Source organism: Galenea microaerophila, from assembly GCF_054657255.1.
In genome coordinates, this window is record NZ_BAAHWZ010000001.1 from 32,912 (window position 1) to 48,618 (window position 15,707).

Annotated in this window: 16 protein-coding genes and 1 tRNA gene; all 17 read left to right on the plus strand. The window is 44.7% G+C overall.

Annotated elements, in window-relative coordinates; translation table 11 throughout:
• Positions 1-16: 16 nt before the first annotated feature.
• The 17 genes from tpiA (at position 17) to nuoN (ending at position 15,703) form a co-directional block, all read left to right on the plus strand.
• Positions 17-781 carry a triose-phosphate isomerase gene (tpiA, locus tag ACYQ05_RS00165; RefSeq protein ID WP_459817430.1) on the plus strand — a complete coding sequence of 255 codons (765 nt, stop codon included), beginning with the start codon at positions 17-19 and terminating at the stop codon, positions 779-781.
• Entirely contained in the window at positions 782-1,102 is a 321-nt protein-coding gene (gene secG, locus ACYQ05_RS00170; RefSeq protein WP_459817431.1) for a preprotein translocase subunit SecG, read from the plus strand.
• Between the two features lie 15 nt (positions 1,103-1,117).
• Positions 1,118-1,202: transfer RNA gene (locus ACYQ05_RS00175), tRNA-Leu, on the plus strand.
• Positions 1,203-1,260: 58 nt separating this feature from the next.
• The gene (locus tag ACYQ05_RS00180) at positions 1,261-1,617 is read left to right on the plus strand and encodes an NADH-quinone oxidoreductase subunit A (protein ID WP_459817432.1); all 357 of its coding nucleotides are present in this window, start codon (positions 1,261-1,263) and stop codon (positions 1,615-1,617) included.
• Positions 1,608-2,084, plus strand: coding sequence for a NuoB/complex I 20 kDa subunit family protein (locus ACYQ05_RS00185; RefSeq protein ID WP_459817433.1), 477 nt, complete (start codon positions 1,608-1,610; stop codon positions 2,082-2,084). The genes ACYQ05_RS00180 and ACYQ05_RS00185 overlap by 10 nt, the downstream gene beginning before the upstream one ends.
• A 23-nt stretch (positions 2,085-2,107) precedes the next feature.
• Positions 2,108-2,779, plus strand: a complete 672-nt coding sequence (locus ACYQ05_RS00190; protein ID WP_459817434.1) for an NADH-quinone oxidoreductase subunit C — start codon at positions 2,108-2,110, stop codon at positions 2,777-2,779.
• A gap of 9 nt (positions 2,780-2,788) precedes the next feature.
• Positions 2,789-4,042: an NADH-quinone oxidoreductase subunit D gene (locus tag ACYQ05_RS00195; RefSeq protein WP_459817435.1), complete on the plus strand. Its 1,254-nt coding sequence runs from the start codon at positions 2,789-2,791 to the stop codon at positions 4,040-4,042.
• The gene (locus ACYQ05_RS00200; RefSeq protein ID WP_459817436.1) at positions 4,039-4,539 is read left to right on the plus strand and encodes an NADH-quinone oxidoreductase subunit NuoE family protein; all 501 of its coding nucleotides are present in this window, start codon (positions 4,039-4,041) and stop codon (positions 4,537-4,539) included. Before ACYQ05_RS00195 ends, ACYQ05_RS00200 begins: the two co-directional genes overlap by 4 nt.
• Before the next feature lie 5 nt (positions 4,540-4,544).
• Complete coding sequence (gene nuoF, locus ACYQ05_RS00205; RefSeq protein ID WP_459817437.1) at positions 4,545-5,825, plus strand: NADH-quinone oxidoreductase subunit NuoF; 1,281 nt, start codon at positions 4,545-4,547, stop codon at positions 5,823-5,825.
• A 48-nt stretch (positions 5,826-5,873) separates the two neighbouring features.
• Complete coding sequence (gene nuoG / locus ACYQ05_RS00210) at positions 5,874-8,165, plus strand: NADH-quinone oxidoreductase subunit NuoG (RefSeq protein ID WP_459817438.1); 2,292 nt, start codon at positions 5,874-5,876, stop codon at positions 8,163-8,165.
• An 11-nt stretch (positions 8,166-8,176) separates the two neighbouring features.
• Entirely contained in the window at positions 8,177-9,238 is a 1,062-nt protein-coding gene (gene nuoH, locus ACYQ05_RS00215; protein WP_459817439.1) for an NADH-quinone oxidoreductase subunit NuoH, read from the plus strand.
• An 11-nt stretch (positions 9,239-9,249) separates the two neighbouring features.
• Positions 9,250-9,741 (plus strand): NADH-quinone oxidoreductase subunit NuoI, encoded by a 492-nt coding sequence (nuoI, locus tag ACYQ05_RS00220; protein WP_459817440.1) that lies wholly within the window; start codon positions 9,250-9,252, stop codon positions 9,739-9,741.
• Between the two features lie 20 nt (positions 9,742-9,761).
• Complete coding sequence (locus ACYQ05_RS00225) at positions 9,762-10,397, plus strand: NADH-quinone oxidoreductase subunit J (RefSeq protein ID WP_459817441.1); 636 nt, start codon at positions 9,762-9,764, stop codon at positions 10,395-10,397.
• Positions 10,394-10,699, plus strand: a complete 306-nt coding sequence (nuoK, locus tag ACYQ05_RS00230; RefSeq protein WP_459817442.1) for an NADH-quinone oxidoreductase subunit NuoK — start codon at positions 10,394-10,396, stop codon at positions 10,697-10,699. The genes ACYQ05_RS00225 and nuoK overlap by 4 nt, the downstream gene beginning before the upstream one ends.
• Before the next feature lie 63 nt (positions 10,700-10,762).
• Positions 10,763-12,691 carry an NADH-quinone oxidoreductase subunit L gene (gene nuoL, locus ACYQ05_RS00235; protein ID WP_459819014.1) on the plus strand — a complete coding sequence of 643 codons (1,929 nt, stop codon included), beginning with the start codon at positions 10,763-10,765 and terminating at the stop codon, positions 12,689-12,691.
• A gap of 32 nt (positions 12,692-12,723) precedes the next feature.
• Positions 12,724-14,235 carry an NADH-quinone oxidoreductase subunit M gene (locus tag ACYQ05_RS00240; protein ID WP_459817443.1) on the plus strand — a complete coding sequence of 504 codons (1,512 nt, stop codon included), beginning with the start codon at positions 12,724-12,726 and terminating at the stop codon, positions 14,233-14,235.
• A gap of 31 nt (positions 14,236-14,266) precedes the next feature.
• The gene (gene nuoN, locus ACYQ05_RS00245) at positions 14,267-15,703 is read left to right on the plus strand and encodes an NADH-quinone oxidoreductase subunit NuoN (RefSeq protein ID WP_459817444.1); all 1,437 of its coding nucleotides are present in this window, start codon (positions 14,267-14,269) and stop codon (positions 15,701-15,703) included.
• Positions 15,704-15,707 lie beyond the last annotated feature (4 nt).

Below are 15,707 nucleotides of genomic sequence, written 5' to 3' on the forward strand. Positions count from 1 at the left end.
GGTATGGAGAGTGCAAATGAGTGTTAAAAGAAAGCCATTTGTGGCAGGCAACTGGAAAATGCATGGTGATAAAGCCAGTATTTTGACATTGATGACAGGTTTAAAAGCAAAAATTGATGATGTCAATGGTGTTGATGTTGCTGTTTGTCCACCTGCGCTTTATATTGACTATGTCAGCTCAGTCAATGGTGGAGCGCTCTCCATTGGGGCTCAAAATATGGCTGAAGTGCCTGACCAAGGTGCGTTCACTGGCGAAATCTCCAGTGCGATGCTGAAAGATTTAGCGTGCGACTATGTTATTCTAGGCCATTCAGAGCGCCGAGATATTTTTGGCGAAAGCAATGAATTGGTGGCGAACAAGGTAGCGGTGGCGTTGAAGGCGGGATTGACGCCAATTCTTTGTGTAGGTGAGCACTTAGAAGAGCGTGAGTCGGGTCAAGCAGAAGCGGTGATTGGTTCACAGTTGAACGCTGTGATAGATAAGGTGGGGATTGAGGCCTTTGAGAAGATTGTGATTGCCTATGAGCCAGTGTGGGCGATCGGAACAGGAAAAACCGCTTCTCCAGAACAAGCCCAAGAGATACATGCATTTATTCGTGGCAGATTGGCGGAACTAAATCCCCAGATTGCGGAGAAAGTGATTATTCAATATGGCGGCAGTGTCAAACCAGACAATGCCAAAGAATTATTTGGACAACCCGATATTGATGGCGGCCTGATTGGTGGTGCGTCTCTCAATGCGGATGATTTTATTGCAATTTGCAAAGCAGCAGAGGTATAAATGTTTTCTATTGTGTTGGCGATTCACTTGATCACTGCGTTTATTTTGATCGTGCTGGTGCTCCTTCAGCAAGGAAAAGGAGCGGATGCGGGTGCCAATTTTGGAGGTGGCAGTGCGCAGTCGGTTTTTGGTAGCAGTGGTTCTGGTGGTTTTTTGCTGCGGGTGACAGCAGTCGTAGCGACACTGTTTTTTATCACCAGTATCACCTTAGCCTATTTAGGGGCTAAGCAGGTGAAAGGGTATCAGAGTGTGACGGAAAAGGTCGCAACTCAGCCGGCAGAAGAAAAAAATGTGCCTGTCGCACCGATAATACCGAAATAGAATTTTGAAAAATTTGCCGATGTGGTGGAATTGGTAGACACGCTATCTTGAGGGGGTAGTGGCGTAAGCCGTGCCGGTTCGACTCCGGCCATCGGCACCATTATTGAGTATGCAGCCATTTATTTGGCTGTTTTTTTAATGAACTTGAGGCGATTCTCATGTTAGAAAACTATCTGCCCATTGTGGTCTTTATTGTGCTCGGGATCTTGTTTGGCGTTGGCCCCATTCTTATAGGGTTTATCCTTGCGCCTTTTAAGCCGGATACAGAAAAAACCTCTCCCTATGAGTGTGGTTTTGAAGCCTTTGAAGATGCACGGATGAAATTTGATGTGCGTTTCTATTTGGTCGCCATCCTCTTTATTATTTTTGATCTGGAAATTGCCTTTCTGTTTCCGTGGGCCATTGCGCTCGATGAATTAGGGACCTTTGGCCTAGTCGCAATGGGCGTGTTTCTATTAATTTTGGTGGTTGGCTTTATCTATGAGTGGAGAAAAGGAGCGCTAGAATGGGAATAGAGGGCGTTTTAAAAGAAGGGATTGTCACCACTTCTGCAGATAAACTGATTAACTGGGCGAGAACGGGTTCTTTATGGCCAATGACATTTGGGTTGGCTTGCTGTGCGGTAGAGATGATGCATGCAGGGGCGTCACGCTATGATTTGGACCGTTTTGGCATTATTTTTCGTCCCAGTCCGCGGCAGTCAGATGTCATGATTGTGGCAGGGACACTGGTTAATAAAATGGCGCCGGCCTTGCGTAAGGTTTATGATCAGATGGCAGAGCCCCGTTGGGTGATTTCCATGGGATCTTGTGCCAATGGGGGTGGGTATTACCACTATTCCTATTCAGTGGTGCGCGGCTGTGATCGCATTGTACCGGTTGATGTCTATGTACCTGGCTGTCCTCCTACTGCTGAGGCGTTGCTTTATGGCATCGTTCAATTGCAAAACAAAATTAAACGCACCAATACCATTGCTCGTTAAGAGCCTATATTGAGAGAGAGGTCATGAAACAATCAGTATTGGATTTAAAAAACGAGCTAGAGGGTTTGTTGGGCAGTGCTCAAAGATCATCAGAGATCAAATTTAATGAGTTAACGGTTGAACTTGAGCCCAACATGGCATATGACGCTTTTTTAAAGTTGCGTGATGACGCAAAGTTTGATCAATTGATCGATATATGCGGCGTTGACTATTTAACTTATGGTGAAGTGAACTGGGAAAAGCAAAATGCCGCGAATACGGGCTTTAGCCGTGGGGTGTTTGATTTTGCGGTAGAAGAGCAGGATGAAAAGTTGACCATGCCTCGCCGTTTTGCCGTGGTTTATCACTTACTCTCTGTCGAAAGAAATCTTAGAGTCAGAGTGAAAGTCTATCCACAGGATGTTGCGATGCCTAAAGTGGCTTCTGTTGTCGACATCTGGAACAGTGCGAATTGGTTTGAGCGTGAGGCATTTGATTTATTTGGTATTCTGTTTGAAGGGCATCCAGACTTACGTCGAATTTTGACAGATTATGGCTTTGTGGGTCATCCGCTTCGTAAAGACTTCCCCCTGACTGGCCATGTTGAGATGCGTTATGATGTCGAGCAAGAGCGTTGTGTGTATGAGCCCGTCACCATCGAAAATCGTGTAAATGTCCCTCGAGTGATTCGTGACATTGAAGTGTCCAACGACTAGGAAAAGATTATGTCTGAAATTCGCAATTACACCCTCAATTTTGGTCCGCAACATCCCTCAGCGCACGGCGTGCTTCGTTTGGTTTTGGAATTGGATGGTGAAACCATTGTCCGCTCTGATCCTCATATTGGCTTACTTCATCGCGGTACAGAAAAGCTAGCAGAATACAAGCCTTATAATCAATCTATTGGCTACATGGATCGTTTAGATTATGTCTCCATGATGGCGAATGAGCATGGCTATGTGCTTGCAATTGAGAAAATGTTGGGCATTGAGGTACCTGAGCGTGCACAGTATATTCGAGTGATGTTTGATGAGATTACGCGTATTTTGAACCACTTGATGTGGTTAGGCGCGCATGCGCTAGATATTGGTGCGATGACTGTTTTCCTTTATGCTTTCCGTGAGCGTGAAGATTTGATGGATTGTTACGAGGCCGTTTCTGGGGCCCGTATGCATGCAACTTACTACCGTCCTGGTGGAGTCTATCGGGATTTGCCCGATAGTATGCCAAAATACCAAGAATCTAAATGGCATAAGGGAGAAGATCTCAAGCGTTTGAATGAAACCCGAGAAGGGTCTCTGCTTGATTTTATCGAAGCCTTTACTGAACGCTTTCCAGGTTATGTGGATGAATATGAAACGTTGTTAACCGATAATCGTATCTGGAAGCAACGGACCGTTGATATCGGGATTGTCTCTCCTGAAAGAGCCTTACAATTAGGCTTTACGGGTCCTATGTTGCGCGGTTCGGGGATTGCATGGGACTTGCGCAAAAAACAACCTTATGAGGTGTATGATCGTTTAGATTTTGATATCCCAGTGGGTAAAACAGGGGATACCTATGACCGTTATCTGGTGCGTGTCGCCGAGATGCGTGAGTCTAATAAGATCATCAAACAGTGTGTAGAGTGGTTAAAGAAAAACCCAGGTCCTGTGATGACCGATAACCATAAAGTGGCACCGCCGAGCCGAGTGGAATCTAAAAGCAGTATGGAAGCGTTGATTCACCACTTTAAACACTTTAGTGAAGGCTATTGTGTGCCTGAAGGGGAAGCTTATGCGGCGGTTGAGCATCCAAAAGGTGAGTTTGGGATCTATCTGGTATCAGATGGTGCCAATAAACCTTATCGTCTAAAAGTGAGAGCGCCAGGTTTTGCACATTTGGCAGCACTGGATGAAATGGCGAAAGGGCATATGATTGCTGATGTGGTGGCCATTATTGGAACGCAAGATATTGTATTTGGAGAGATTGACCGATGAGCACAGTAACTTCGAAAACGCCCATGATTACCGGCGATATTAAAGCGCGCATTGATCGTTGGATCTCTCAATACCCAGCAGATCAGAAACAGTCTGCGGTGATGCCCGCTTTGCGTATTGTCCAAGAAGCAAATGGCGGTTATTTAACAACCGAATTAATGGATGAAGTGGCAGAATATTTAGACATGCCACCTATCGCGGTGTATGAAGTGGCGACTTTCTACTCTATGTATGAACACCATCCAGTCGGCGAGCATAAAATCTGTGTGTGCACAAATATTTCTTGTATGTTGCGTGGTGCAGACGAAGTGGTACGCAAGCTGGAAGAGAAATTGGGAATAAGCGTTGGAGAAGTCACGCCAGATGGGAAGTTCTCGATTAAAAAAGTGGAGTGCTTAGGTGCTTGCGGTGGTGCCCCTGTGATTATGGAAGGTAAGCAATACCATGAAAATATCACAGCGGATAAGGTTGACGAATTTTTAAGCGGACTGGAGTAAAACAGATGGTGCCTTTAAATGAATGTTGTTACCGCTTAAACCACCTCGAGAATTCTTGGGATATTGACACCTATATCGCCAATGGTGGTTATGAAGTTTGGAAAAAGGTGTTGGCTGGAGAAATTACGCCGCAAGAGATTATTGAAGAGGTCAAAACCTCAAATATTCGTGGCCGAGGGGGGGCTGGTTTCCCGACAGGTTTGAAGTGGAGCTTTATGAACCGTAACGCCCCTGGTCCTAAATATATTCTATGTAACTCCGACGAAGGGGAACCAGGGACCTTTAAAGACCGAGATATTTTGCGATATAACCCGCACCAACTGGTCGAAGGGATGATGATTGCGGGCTATGTTATTGGTGCTAACTCCGGCTATAACTACATTCGTGGCGAGTTCTGGGAGCCTTATGAACGTTTTAATAATGCGATTCAGCAAGCCAGAGAAGCCGGTTTATTAGGAAAAAATATTTTGGGCTCAGGCTATGACTTTGACCTCTATGTTCATCTGGGTGCAGGGGCTTATATCTGTGGTGAAGAAACGGCGCTGATTGAATCCATCGAAGGGAAAAAAGGGCAGCCGCGTTTTAAACCCCCTTTCCCTGCCAGTTACGGACTTTATGGAAGACCGACGACCATTAACAATACAGAAACTTTGGCCTCTATTCCGATGATTGTTGCCAAAGGTGGGCAGTGGTTTGCTGATTTGGGCGTACAGAATGCTGGCGGAACAAAATGTTACTCAGTCTCTGGGCATGTAGAAAAGCCTGGAAATTTTGAAGTGCGGATGGGAACGCCATTTAAAGACCTATTAGCACTTGCCGGAGGCGTTTGGAAAGGCCGACAATTGAAGGCGGTGATTCCCGGCGGCTCTTCTACGGCGGTATTACCGGCAGAGAAGGCGATGGCAATGAATATGGATTATGACTCCATTGCGAAAGTGGGTTCATTCCTCGGGGCAGGCTCGGTGATTATTATGGATGATCAAACCGATATGGTCAAAGCACTAGAGCGGTTGACTTGGTTCTATCATGAAGAGTCTTGTGGACAATGTACGCCTTGCCGTGAGGGAACAGGCTGGATGTATCGTGTCGTGCACCGTATTGTACAAGGTAAAGGAAAACCTGAAGATATAGAGCTATTAAAAGATGTTTCAGGCAAAATTATGGGTCGCGTGATTTGTGGGTTAGGGGATGCGGCTGCGATTCCTGTTGCCAGTTTCCTAGAACACTATGAACATGAGTTCCGTCATTATATAGATCATGGATGCAGTATTTACGATCGTCAATAAGGTAGATAAGGGGTGATCCCCTATCAGTCAAATTTAGGTTAATGAATTATGATTAAAATCGAAATCAACGGACAAGTCGTAGAAGCCCATGAGGGCGATATGTTGATCGATGTTGCAGATAGCGCTGCGATTCCGATCCCCCGTTTTTGCTACCATAAAAAACTCTCGATTGCTGCAAACTGCCGGATGTGCTTGGTCGAAGTGGAAGGGGCGCCCAAACCGCTACCCGCTTGTTCGACACCTGTCACAGATGGAATGAAAGTTTATACCAAATCTAAAAAGGCCAGAGATGCTCAAAAGAGTGTGATGGAGTTTTTGTTGATCAACCATCCACTTGACTGCCCGATTTGTGACCAGGGGGGTGAGTGTGAGCTACAGGATGTGGCTTTAGAGTATGGTGACGATGTCTCAAAGTACTCAGAAAGCAAACGGGTTGTTGCCGATAAAGATATTGGTCCGCTGATTCAAACTGACATGACGCGTTGCATTCACTGCACGCGCTGCGTGCGTTTCGGTCAAGAGGTGGCCGGCATGATGGAGCTTGGTGCGACAGGACGGAGTGAATGGATGCAGATTGGTACCTATGTCGCCAAATCCGTCTCTTCCGAACTTTCCGGAAATATGATTGACCTCTGTCCAGTTGGAGCGTTAACTTCTAAACCCTTCCGATATTCTGCGCGTCCTTGGGAGCTGACCGCTCATCCATCCATTGCGCCGCATGACAGCTTAGGTTCAAATATTTTGATTCACGCAAAAGGGCAAACCGTTAAGCGGGTGGTGCCTAATGAAAACGAAGCCATTAATGAAGTGTGGTTGTCTGACCGTGACCGTTTTGCTTATGAAGCCTTAAACTCTGAAGAGCGTTTGACACAGCCTATGATTAAGGTGAATGGGAAATGGCAAGTCGTCGATTGGCAAACAGCGCTCGATTTTACCGCTGAAAAATTGAAACAGTATGCAGAAAACCCTAAACAGGTGGGCGTTTTGGCTTCTGCCAACAGTACGGTCGAGGAGCTCTATTTACTCCAGAAACTAATGCGTGGATTGGGTGTGCATAATATTGATACCCGATTGAAACAGATGGATTTCCGTTTAGACAATGTTGGATTGGTGGAAACCGGTTTAAGCCGTTCATTGGAAGAGGTTGAACAACTGAAAACAATTGTTTTAATCGGCAGTTATCTGCGAAAAGAGTTGCCCATTTTGAACCTTCGTGTGCGTAAAGCGCAATTGGCTGGAGCAAAAGTGATGACGCTCAATCCAGCAGATTTTGATTTTAATTTTCGTGTCGATGCTTCATTGAATGCAGATCCCATTACTTTATTGAATACTCTAGCGGGTGCCGTTGTTTATCTACTGTCAGAAGATGGGCAAGCAGTCCCTGAAGACCTTGAATTTGTCACAGTTTCTTTAGCTGCGGAAAATTTAGCAAAAGCGCTTAAGTCTGCAGAGGCAGAAAACAGTGTCTTATGGATAGGTCAAATTGCACAGATGGATAGCAACTATTCACAGTTTGTGAAGTTGGCCATGCATTTGAGTCAATTAACCGGTATTCAACTGGATATATTGCCAATGGCTGCAAATGAAGTCGGGGTGAATTGGGTCAATGCAACGCCTGAATTTGGTGGGGTTTCGGTTGAAGGTATGATTTCAGTACCGATGAAAGCCTATGTGAATTATGGTGTTGAGCCTGAATTGGATTGTCAAGAAGGATTGAAGGCCTTAGAAGCCATGCAAGCGGCTGACTTTGTCATCAACTTTACGCTCTTTGCCAGTGATCAACAAAAACAATATGCAGATGTCATGTTGCCGATCGCTGCTTGGGCGGAAACGGCGGGGACGTTTGTCAATGCAATGGGTGAAAAGCAGTCATTTAAAATGGCTGTTGAACCACCGGGTGAAGCCAAAGCGGGTTGGAAAGTATTGCGTGTTCTCGGGAACCTGTGTGAAATTGAAGGCTTTGACTATACGCATAGCAATGAGGTGTTAGCCGATATTCCGGAGATTGACATTAAACGCTCTTTAGATTTCAGTCAGTTGGCATTTGAGTTGCACAATACGGATTGTGAAACCTATTGTGTACCGATACTTCCACTTTATGGCAGTGATCCGATTGTCCGTCGCTCACCCTCTTTGCAGGCTGCCCATGATGCGCCTAAAGTTGAGGCGGGGGTTCATGCACTCGACTCTGATGAGGTGATGGTGTTCCAGGATGGTATGGAAGTGACCTTAGCAGCGCGTATCGATGAAGGGGTTCCTGAACAGGTGGTTCTGATTGATAAAGGTTTGATTTCAACAGCTGGCTTGCATAGTGGTTGTGCAACGGTTAAACCGGTATAAGGAGAGCATAGATGTTTAATGCGTTACAAAATTGGCTGTCTTCGTTTCTCTATGACTGGTTGGCCATTTTAATCACTTTACTCCTGCAGGCGATTGTGGTGATTCTGCCAGTGATGTTAGCGGTGGCTTGGTTGACCTATGCGGAGCGGAAAGTGATTGGTTATATGCAGGTGCGGATGGGGCCAAACCGAGTTGGGCCAGGAGGTTGGTTACAACCCATTGCCGATGCCTTGAAGCTGATTATGAAAGAGATTGTGTTGCCCGCACAGTCTAATATTTACCTTTTTGTGATCGCACCCGTATTGGCGATTGCACCCGCAGTGGCAGCATGGGCCGTGATTCCATTTGATCAAGGGATGGTGGTCGCTGATATTGATGCGGGCGTACTGTATGTACTCGCGGTCTCTTCTATTGCTGTTTATGGGGTGATTGTTTCGGGTTGGGCGTCAAACTCTAAATATGCCTTTTTAGGCGCTTTGCGCGCTTCCGCACAAAAGATCTCTTATGAGATCGCCATGGGCTTTGCGTTAGTGACAGTTCTTATGGTTGCTGGCAGCATGAATTTAACCCAGATTGTTGAAGGCCAACAAGGCGGCATTTGGCACTGGTATTGGATACCTTTATTGCCCATGTTCTTTGTCTATTTTATTTCCGGTGTTGCTGAGACCAACCGTGCACCTTTTGATGTGGCGGAAGGGGAATCTGAAATCGTAGCAGGGTTCCATGTTGAGTACTCAGGCATGGCGTTTGCTGTCTTTTTCTTGGCTGAATATGCCATGATGATTTTGATCTCATTTATGACCGCCATTATGTTTATGGGTGGTTGGCTTTCTCCATTTGAAGGGATTCCAGGATTAGAAGCCCTTTTTGCTTGGGTGCCTGGTATTGTGTGGATTTCATTGAAAGTAGCGATTCTGCTTTTCTTATTCTTATGGTTTCGAGCGACTTTCCCGCGTTATCGTTATGATCAAATTATGCGCTTAGGTTGGAAGGTACTTATTCCACTGACAATTGTTTGGGTTTTTGTGGTTGGCTTTATGCAATACATTAAACTCGGCCCCTGGTTTAGTTAAAGAGGTTCCTTATGATTCAATTTATTAAACATCAAATTAAAACCTTTGGACTAACGGAGCTATTTCGAGGGCTTGCGGTCACCGGACGCTATCTATTTAAACCTAAGATTACCGTGCGTTATCCTGAAGAGAAGACCCCTTTGTCCCCTCGTTTTCGTGGGCACCATGCATTGCGTCGCTATGAAAATGGGGAAGAGCGGTGCATTGCTTGCAAATTATGCGAAGCGGTCTGTCCGGCTAATGCCATTACCATTGAATCAGAAGAGCGAGAAGATGGCACGCGTCGTACAACGCAATATGATATTGATATGTTTAAGTGCATCTATTGTGGCTTTTGTGAAGAGGCGTGTCCGGTGGATGCCATTGTGGAGACGCGTATTTTTGAATATGAGTTTCAAGAGCGGGGGCCTCACATTATGACCAAAGAGAAATTATTGGCATTTGGGGACAAGCATGAAGCCCAGATTGCGCAAGATAGAGCTGCTGATGCCAAATACCGTTAATAACAAGCGAGTGAACTGAAATGACTTTTGAACTGTTTATTTTTTATCTTTTAGGTTTCATCGCTACGATTTCTGGTTTGATGATGATCTCAGTCAAAAACCCTGTTAAAGCGGCTTTATGGTTGGTTTTGGCCTTTATTTCAACCGCAGGACTGTGGATTTTGGCACAGGCTGAATTTTTAGGCTTAGTTTTGATTTTGGTCTATGTGGGGGCGGTGATGGTGCTGTTCCTATTTGTGGTGATGATGCTGGATATCAATTTAGTGGTATTGAAAGAAGGGTTTACACGTTATCTACCTATTGGTGTACTCACCGCCTTGGCCACTTTTATCTTGTTGTATCTGGTTGTAGGCCCTGACCGTTTTGGTTTGCAGGCTTTCCCTGCCCCAGCATCGATGCCAGCGGATGCCAGTAATACTAAGCAGATTGCAGTCCCCCTTTATACTGTTCATGTTTATGCCTTTATCTTAGCAGCGGTTTTGCTATTGGTGGGGATAGTGGCGGCCATTTCGTTGACCTTGCGCCGTCGTCCACCGAAAGAGGTGAAATATCAAGATATTGATGCACAGGTGAAGGTGCAAGCCAAAGATCGTTTGGAAATGGTGAAAATGGCGCCAGTTGTGGAAAAAGAATTAAAAGAGGAGAAAGAAGAATGATTGCATTATCCGATTATCTGGTCTTTGGGGCCGTCCTCTTTACCATTAGTATGGCGGGCATTTTCCTCAATAGAAAAAACATTATTGTGTTATTAATGTCTATCGAGTTGCTGTTGTTAGCAGTCAATACCAATTTGGTGGCCTTTTCAACCTATTTGAATGATGTGACTGGGCAAATCTTTGTCTTTTTCATTTTAACGGTGGCAGCGGCTGAAGCTGCGATTGGTTTGGCGATTATTGTTCTGGTGTTCCGGAATCGTAAAAGCATCAATGTTGACGATCTTAACTCACTTAAAGGATAGGAGAATACAGCTTTGTTACATACGATTTTAACTGTTCTTTTAGTTTCTCCTCTCATAGGCTCAATGATTGCAGGCCTGTTTGGTCGGCAGATCGGTCGCAAAGGAGCGCACACAGTCACCATTGCGGGTGTCTTGATTTCAACGGTGCTTGCTGCTTATGTGTTTAAGCTGTTTGTATTGGACGGTCATGCGCCTTATAACGCTTCTCTTTACACTTGGTTTGAAACGGATGGGATGAAGTTTGAATTGGGCTATTTGATTGATAGCCTGTCAGCCACGATGATGCTAGTGGTCACCTTTGTCTCTTTAATGGTGCATATTTACACTATTGGGTATATGGATCATGATGAAGATTATGATCAAGAAAACCCCTATTATCAGCGCTTCTTTAGTTACATTTCTCTGTTTACCTTCTCCATGTTGTCATTAGTGATGGCCAATAACTTCTTGCAACTTTTCTTTGGTTGGGAAGCGGTTGGTTTGGTCTCCTATCTTTTGATCGGTTTCTATATGAAACGGGAATCCGCGATCCAAGCAAACTTAAAAGCTTTTTTAGTAAACCGTGTGGGGGATTTTGGTTTTATTCTAGGGATAGCTGTCGTCTTTATGTACTTTGGGACCATGGACTATCAAGAGTTTTTTGCCAAGCTACCCGATCATGCCAATGAAACCATTAGTTTCTTACCGGGGACAGAGTGGTCCATGATTACAGTGATGGTGTTGCTTCTTTTTGTGGGGGCGATGGGTAAATCGGCACAAATTCCTTTGCATGTTTGGTTGCCGGAGTCAATGGAAGGTCCAACGCCCATTTCTGCATTGATTCACGCCGCTACTATGGTGACTGCAGGGATCTTCATGGTTGCACGCCTTTCACCTGCTTATGAACTCTCTGAAGTGGCATTAAGCGTTATTCTGATTATTGGCGCATTGACGGCCTTTTTAATGGGACTTCTAGGGATTATCCAGAATGACATTAAACGTGTCGTTGCCTACTCGACGCTTTCACAGTTAGGCTATATGACGGCCGCTTTAGGGGCATCGGCCTATGCCGCTGGGATGTTCCATGTGTTGACGCATGCTTTCTTTAAAGCTCTGTTGTTCTTGGCTGCAGGTTCTGTCATTGTGGCGCTCCACCATAATCAAGATATTCGAAAAATGGGTGGATTGAAGAAGTATATGCCAATTACTTATATGGCGATGCTGATCGGTTCTTTGGCACTCATCGGTTTCCCTGGATTTTCAGGTTTTTATTCCAAAGATTCAATTCTGTTAGCTGTCCATGAAACGAATATTTGGGGGTCAGGTTTTGCCTATCTTTTATTGTTAGCGGGTGTGTTTGTGACCGCCTTTTACACTTTCCGTATGTTCTTTATTGTTTTCCATGGAGAAGAGAGTGACTATGTGAAGAATCATCACATTAAAGAGTCGCCTTGGGTGATCACCTTACCTTTGATTATGCTCAGTATTCCAGCTCTATTGATAGGTATTCCTTTAGCGGGACCTATTATTTCAGGTGAATATTTTGCAGATGCCATTCGCGTGTTTGAGCAGCACAATGTTTTACATGAAATTTATCTGCACCATTTTGCAGAAGGTGGCGCGCTTGGAATGGCGTTACATGGCTTTATCACCTTGCCGGTTTTCTTAGCCCTATCGGGTGTTTTTGTGGCTTGGTATTTATATATCAAAAATCCAGAAATACCCGCTAAAATCCAAGCGGCTTGTCCTCGTGGTTACAAGATTTTGGAAAATGGCTACGGCTTTGATAAATTTAATGAAATCGTATTTGTTCGAGGGGCAATTAAGTTAGGTCAATTCTTCTGGCAGAAGATTGATATGAAATTGATTGATACTGGATTGGTCACCAACACCTTTATGAGCGTTTATCATGCCGCTCGTAGCTTACGGACCATGCAGACAGGGTACATTTACCATTATGCCTTTGTAATGATCTTTGGCTTATTGGGAATGTTGATCTGGGTTTTGTGGTAATTGAAAAAGAATAATAAAGGATAAATTTAGATATGTTTGGTTTTCCAATTTTAAGCACCTTAGTTTGGTTACCCATTATCGGAGGTCTGCTGGTCTTATTTATCGGTCGCGATCGTCCGGCATTGGCCAAATGGTTTTCTTTAGCAGTGGTGGTGCTGACTTTTATTTTATCCCTCCCTTTATGGACAGATTTTGATATCACCACAGCACAAATGCAATTTGTGGAAAAAGTGGATTGGATACCGGCCTTTAATATTCATTATCACTTGGGGGTAGATGGTCTATCGATGCCATTAGTTTTATTGACCACTTTTACCCAAGTATTGGTTGTTGCTTCAGCATGGGACGTGATTAAAGAGCGTGTCGAGCAGTATATGGGGGCCTTCTTAATTATGGAAGGGATGATGATAGGGGTGTTTGTTGCGCTTGATGCGGCACTCTTCTATGTGTTTTGGGAAGCCCTTTTGATTCCAATGTTTATTGTGATTGGTAAGTGGGGGGGGCCTCGTCGTGTTTATGCGACCTTAAAGTTCTTCCTTTATACCTTCTTCGGTTCCGTTTTTATGTTGGTGGCTTTTATCTATATGTATTACAAAGGTGGGAGCTTCTCTATTTTAGATTTTCAGTCTATGCATCTTGGGATGACCGCACAAATTCTGATTTTCCTAGCCTTCTTAATTGCATTTGCGGTGAAAATCCCGATGTTTCCTGTCCACACATGGTTGCCAGATGCGCACGTGGAAGCGCCTACGGCAGGTTCAGTGGTGCTGGCGGCCATTATGTTGAAGATGGGGGGCTATGGGTTTGTGCGTTTTAGTTTGCCAATTACACCGGATGCTTCGATGGCACTGGATTGGTTGGTGATTACCTTGTCTTTGATTGCCATTGTCTATATCGGTTTTGTTGCTCTAGTCCAATCTGATATGAAGAAATTGGTGGCTTATTCTTCTATTTCTCATATGGGCTTTGTGACTCTTGGAATGTTCTTGGTTTATAGCATTTATGCGCATACAGGTGATACCCAAGGCTCAATAATCGGTATGCAAGGGGCTATGGTGCAAATGATTTCCCATGGTTTTATTTCCGGTGCGATGTTCCTAGCGATTGGTGTGCTGTATGACCGATTGCATACCCGTGAAATCAAAGCTTATGGTGGGGTGGTGAATGTGATGCCTTGGTTTGGTTTCTTTGCGGTGCTATTTGCGATGGCTAATGTCGGTTTGCCAGGAACTTCAGGATTTGTTGGGGAATTTATGGTGATTATCGCTTCTTTTAAAGCCAATGTTTGGTATGGGACCTTAGCGGCCTTGACATTGGTCATTGGCGCAGCCTACACCTTGTGGATGGTTAAACGAGTCTTTTTTGGTCCTGTTGCTAATGAGAATGTGGCTGCAATGAGTGATTTGAATAAGCGAGAGTTTGCCATTATGACCGCATTAGCGATTGCAGTGGTTGGGCTTGGGGTTTACCCAGCCCCCTTGATCGAGGTGATGAACCAATCCATTGGTCATTTAATCATCCAAGCAACCACATCAAAATTATAAAAATAGGTGAGTCGATAATATGAATTTTGTGATGCCAAATTTAGTCCCTGCAATTCCTGAAATTGTGCTATTGATTCTAACCTCAATGATATTGATTGGGGATACAGTGTGGCGCCAACGTTGTGAGAATGCGACCTATTTTGCGACTCAACTTTCTTTATTGATTGTGGGATGGTTGATTGTCGACAGCTTTACGACTCACCAGATCGTGACCTTTGATGGCAGCTTTGTCCGTGATGCCGTAGCAGATGTCCTTAAGATCTTTGTCATCTTGATCGCGCTGGGTGTTTTCCTTTTCGCTAAAACCTCGATGGCTGAGAAAAAATACGGCAGCGGTGAGTTTTATGTGCTCGGACTGTTCGCCATCTTAGGGATGTTTGTGATGATCTCAGCTTATAATCTCATTACCCTTTATTTAGGATTGGAGATTATGTCACTCAGTCTATATGCAATCATTGCTTTGCACCGTAACTCAGGTGTGGCAGTGGAAGCAGCCTCTAAATACTTTGTGTTGGGTGCTTTAGCAACGGGTATGTTACTTTATGGATTTTCAATGATTTATGGCGCAACAGGCCACATTAACTTTAATCAGATTGCGCAAGTGGTGGCTAGCGGTGAAGCTGACCAAACGGTTTTGGCTTTCGGTCTGGTTTTTGTTGTCATTGGGTTGATTTTTAAAATGGGTGGGGCGCCGTTCCACATGTGGGTGCCCGATGTTTATCAAGGCGCTCCCACCGCAGTGACTTTGTTGTTAGGAACCATTCCTAAGATTGCTGCTTTCGCCATGGTGTATCGTTTGATGGTAGAAGCCACACCAGGTCTTTTAAAAGATTGGCAGCAGCTTTTGATCATTGTTTCTGTGCTGTCATTGATTGTCGGCTCATTTGTGGCGATCGTTCAAGATAATCTGAAGCGTATGTTGGCCTATTCAGGCATTGGTCATGTAGGTTTTATTTTGCTGGGCTTTATCGCGGGTACCGATGATGGATTAGCCTCAGCGATGTATTATGTCATTGTTTATGCGGTCACTGGTTTAGTGGGCTTTGGGATGATGATCGTATTAGGAAAAGGTCAGCGGGAATTTGACCGTATTGATGACTTTAAAGGCCTAAATGCTCGGAATCCTTGGCTAGCATTAATGATGCTGTTTGCTATGTTCTCTATGGCTGGGGTTCCCCCTTTCATCGGCTTCTTTGCTAAGTTGTTGGTGATTGAAGAGGTGGTTAAAGCAGGTTTTGTATGGCTCGCTGTTGTGGCGGTGATTACCGCTGTGATCAGTGCCTTCTACTATTTACGAGTGGTGAAGGTCATGTATTTTGATGTGCCTGAGGACAGTACGCCTATAGAAGGGGTGAACAAAGTGAGTACTTGGACAGTGAGTTTAGTAGCCATTGCTTTATTACTCTTTGGTTTATTCCCTTCAGCATTGATTGACCTTTGTTATAATGCGGTAGCGATCACACACTAGGAAA

What these genes read in the sequence shown, in the direction of transcription:
- tpiA (WP_459817430.1), top strand. Translation starts at nt 17, where the DNA reads ATGAGTGTTAAAAGAAAGCCATTTGTGGCAGGCAACTGGAAAATGCAT.
- secG (WP_459817431.1), top strand. Translation starts at nt 782, where the DNA reads ATGTTTTCTATTGTGTTGGCGATTCACTTGATCACTGCGTTTATTTTG.
- ACYQ05_RS00180 (WP_459817432.1), top strand. Translation starts at nt 1,261, where the DNA reads ATGTTAGAAAACTATCTGCCCATTGTGGTCTTTATTGTGCTCGGGATC.
- ACYQ05_RS00185 (WP_459817433.1), top strand. Translation starts at nt 1,608, where the DNA reads ATGGGAATAGAGGGCGTTTTAAAAGAAGGGATTGTCACCACTTCTGCA.
- ACYQ05_RS00190 (WP_459817434.1), top strand. Translation starts at nt 2,108, where the DNA reads ATGAAACAATCAGTATTGGATTTAAAAAACGAGCTAGAGGGTTTGTTG.
- ACYQ05_RS00195 (WP_459817435.1), top strand. Translation starts at nt 2,789, where the DNA reads ATGTCTGAAATTCGCAATTACACCCTCAATTTTGGTCCGCAACATCCC.
- ACYQ05_RS00200 (WP_459817436.1), top strand. Translation starts at nt 4,039, where the DNA reads ATGAGCACAGTAACTTCGAAAACGCCCATGATTACCGGCGATATTAAA.
- nuoF (WP_459817437.1), top strand. Translation starts at nt 4,545, where the DNA reads ATGGTGCCTTTAAATGAATGTTGTTACCGCTTAAACCACCTCGAGAAT.
- nuoG (WP_459817438.1), top strand. Translation starts at nt 5,874, where the DNA reads ATGATTAAAATCGAAATCAACGGACAAGTCGTAGAAGCCCATGAGGGC.
- nuoH (WP_459817439.1), top strand. Translation starts at nt 8,177, where the DNA reads ATGTTTAATGCGTTACAAAATTGGCTGTCTTCGTTTCTCTATGACTGG.
- nuoI (WP_459817440.1), top strand. Translation starts at nt 9,250, where the DNA reads ATGATTCAATTTATTAAACATCAAATTAAAACCTTTGGACTAACGGAG.
- ACYQ05_RS00225 (WP_459817441.1), top strand. Translation starts at nt 9,762, where the DNA reads ATGACTTTTGAACTGTTTATTTTTTATCTTTTAGGTTTCATCGCTACG.
- nuoK (WP_459817442.1), top strand. Translation starts at nt 10,394, where the DNA reads ATGATTGCATTATCCGATTATCTGGTCTTTGGGGCCGTCCTCTTTACC.
- nuoL (WP_459819014.1), top strand. Translation starts at nt 10,763, where the DNA reads ATGATTGCAGGCCTGTTTGGTCGGCAGATCGGTCGCAAAGGAGCGCAC.
- ACYQ05_RS00240 (WP_459817443.1), top strand. Translation starts at nt 12,724, where the DNA reads ATGTTTGGTTTTCCAATTTTAAGCACCTTAGTTTGGTTACCCATTATC.
- nuoN (WP_459817444.1), top strand. Translation starts at nt 14,267, where the DNA reads ATGCCAAATTTAGTCCCTGCAATTCCTGAAATTGTGCTATTGATTCTA.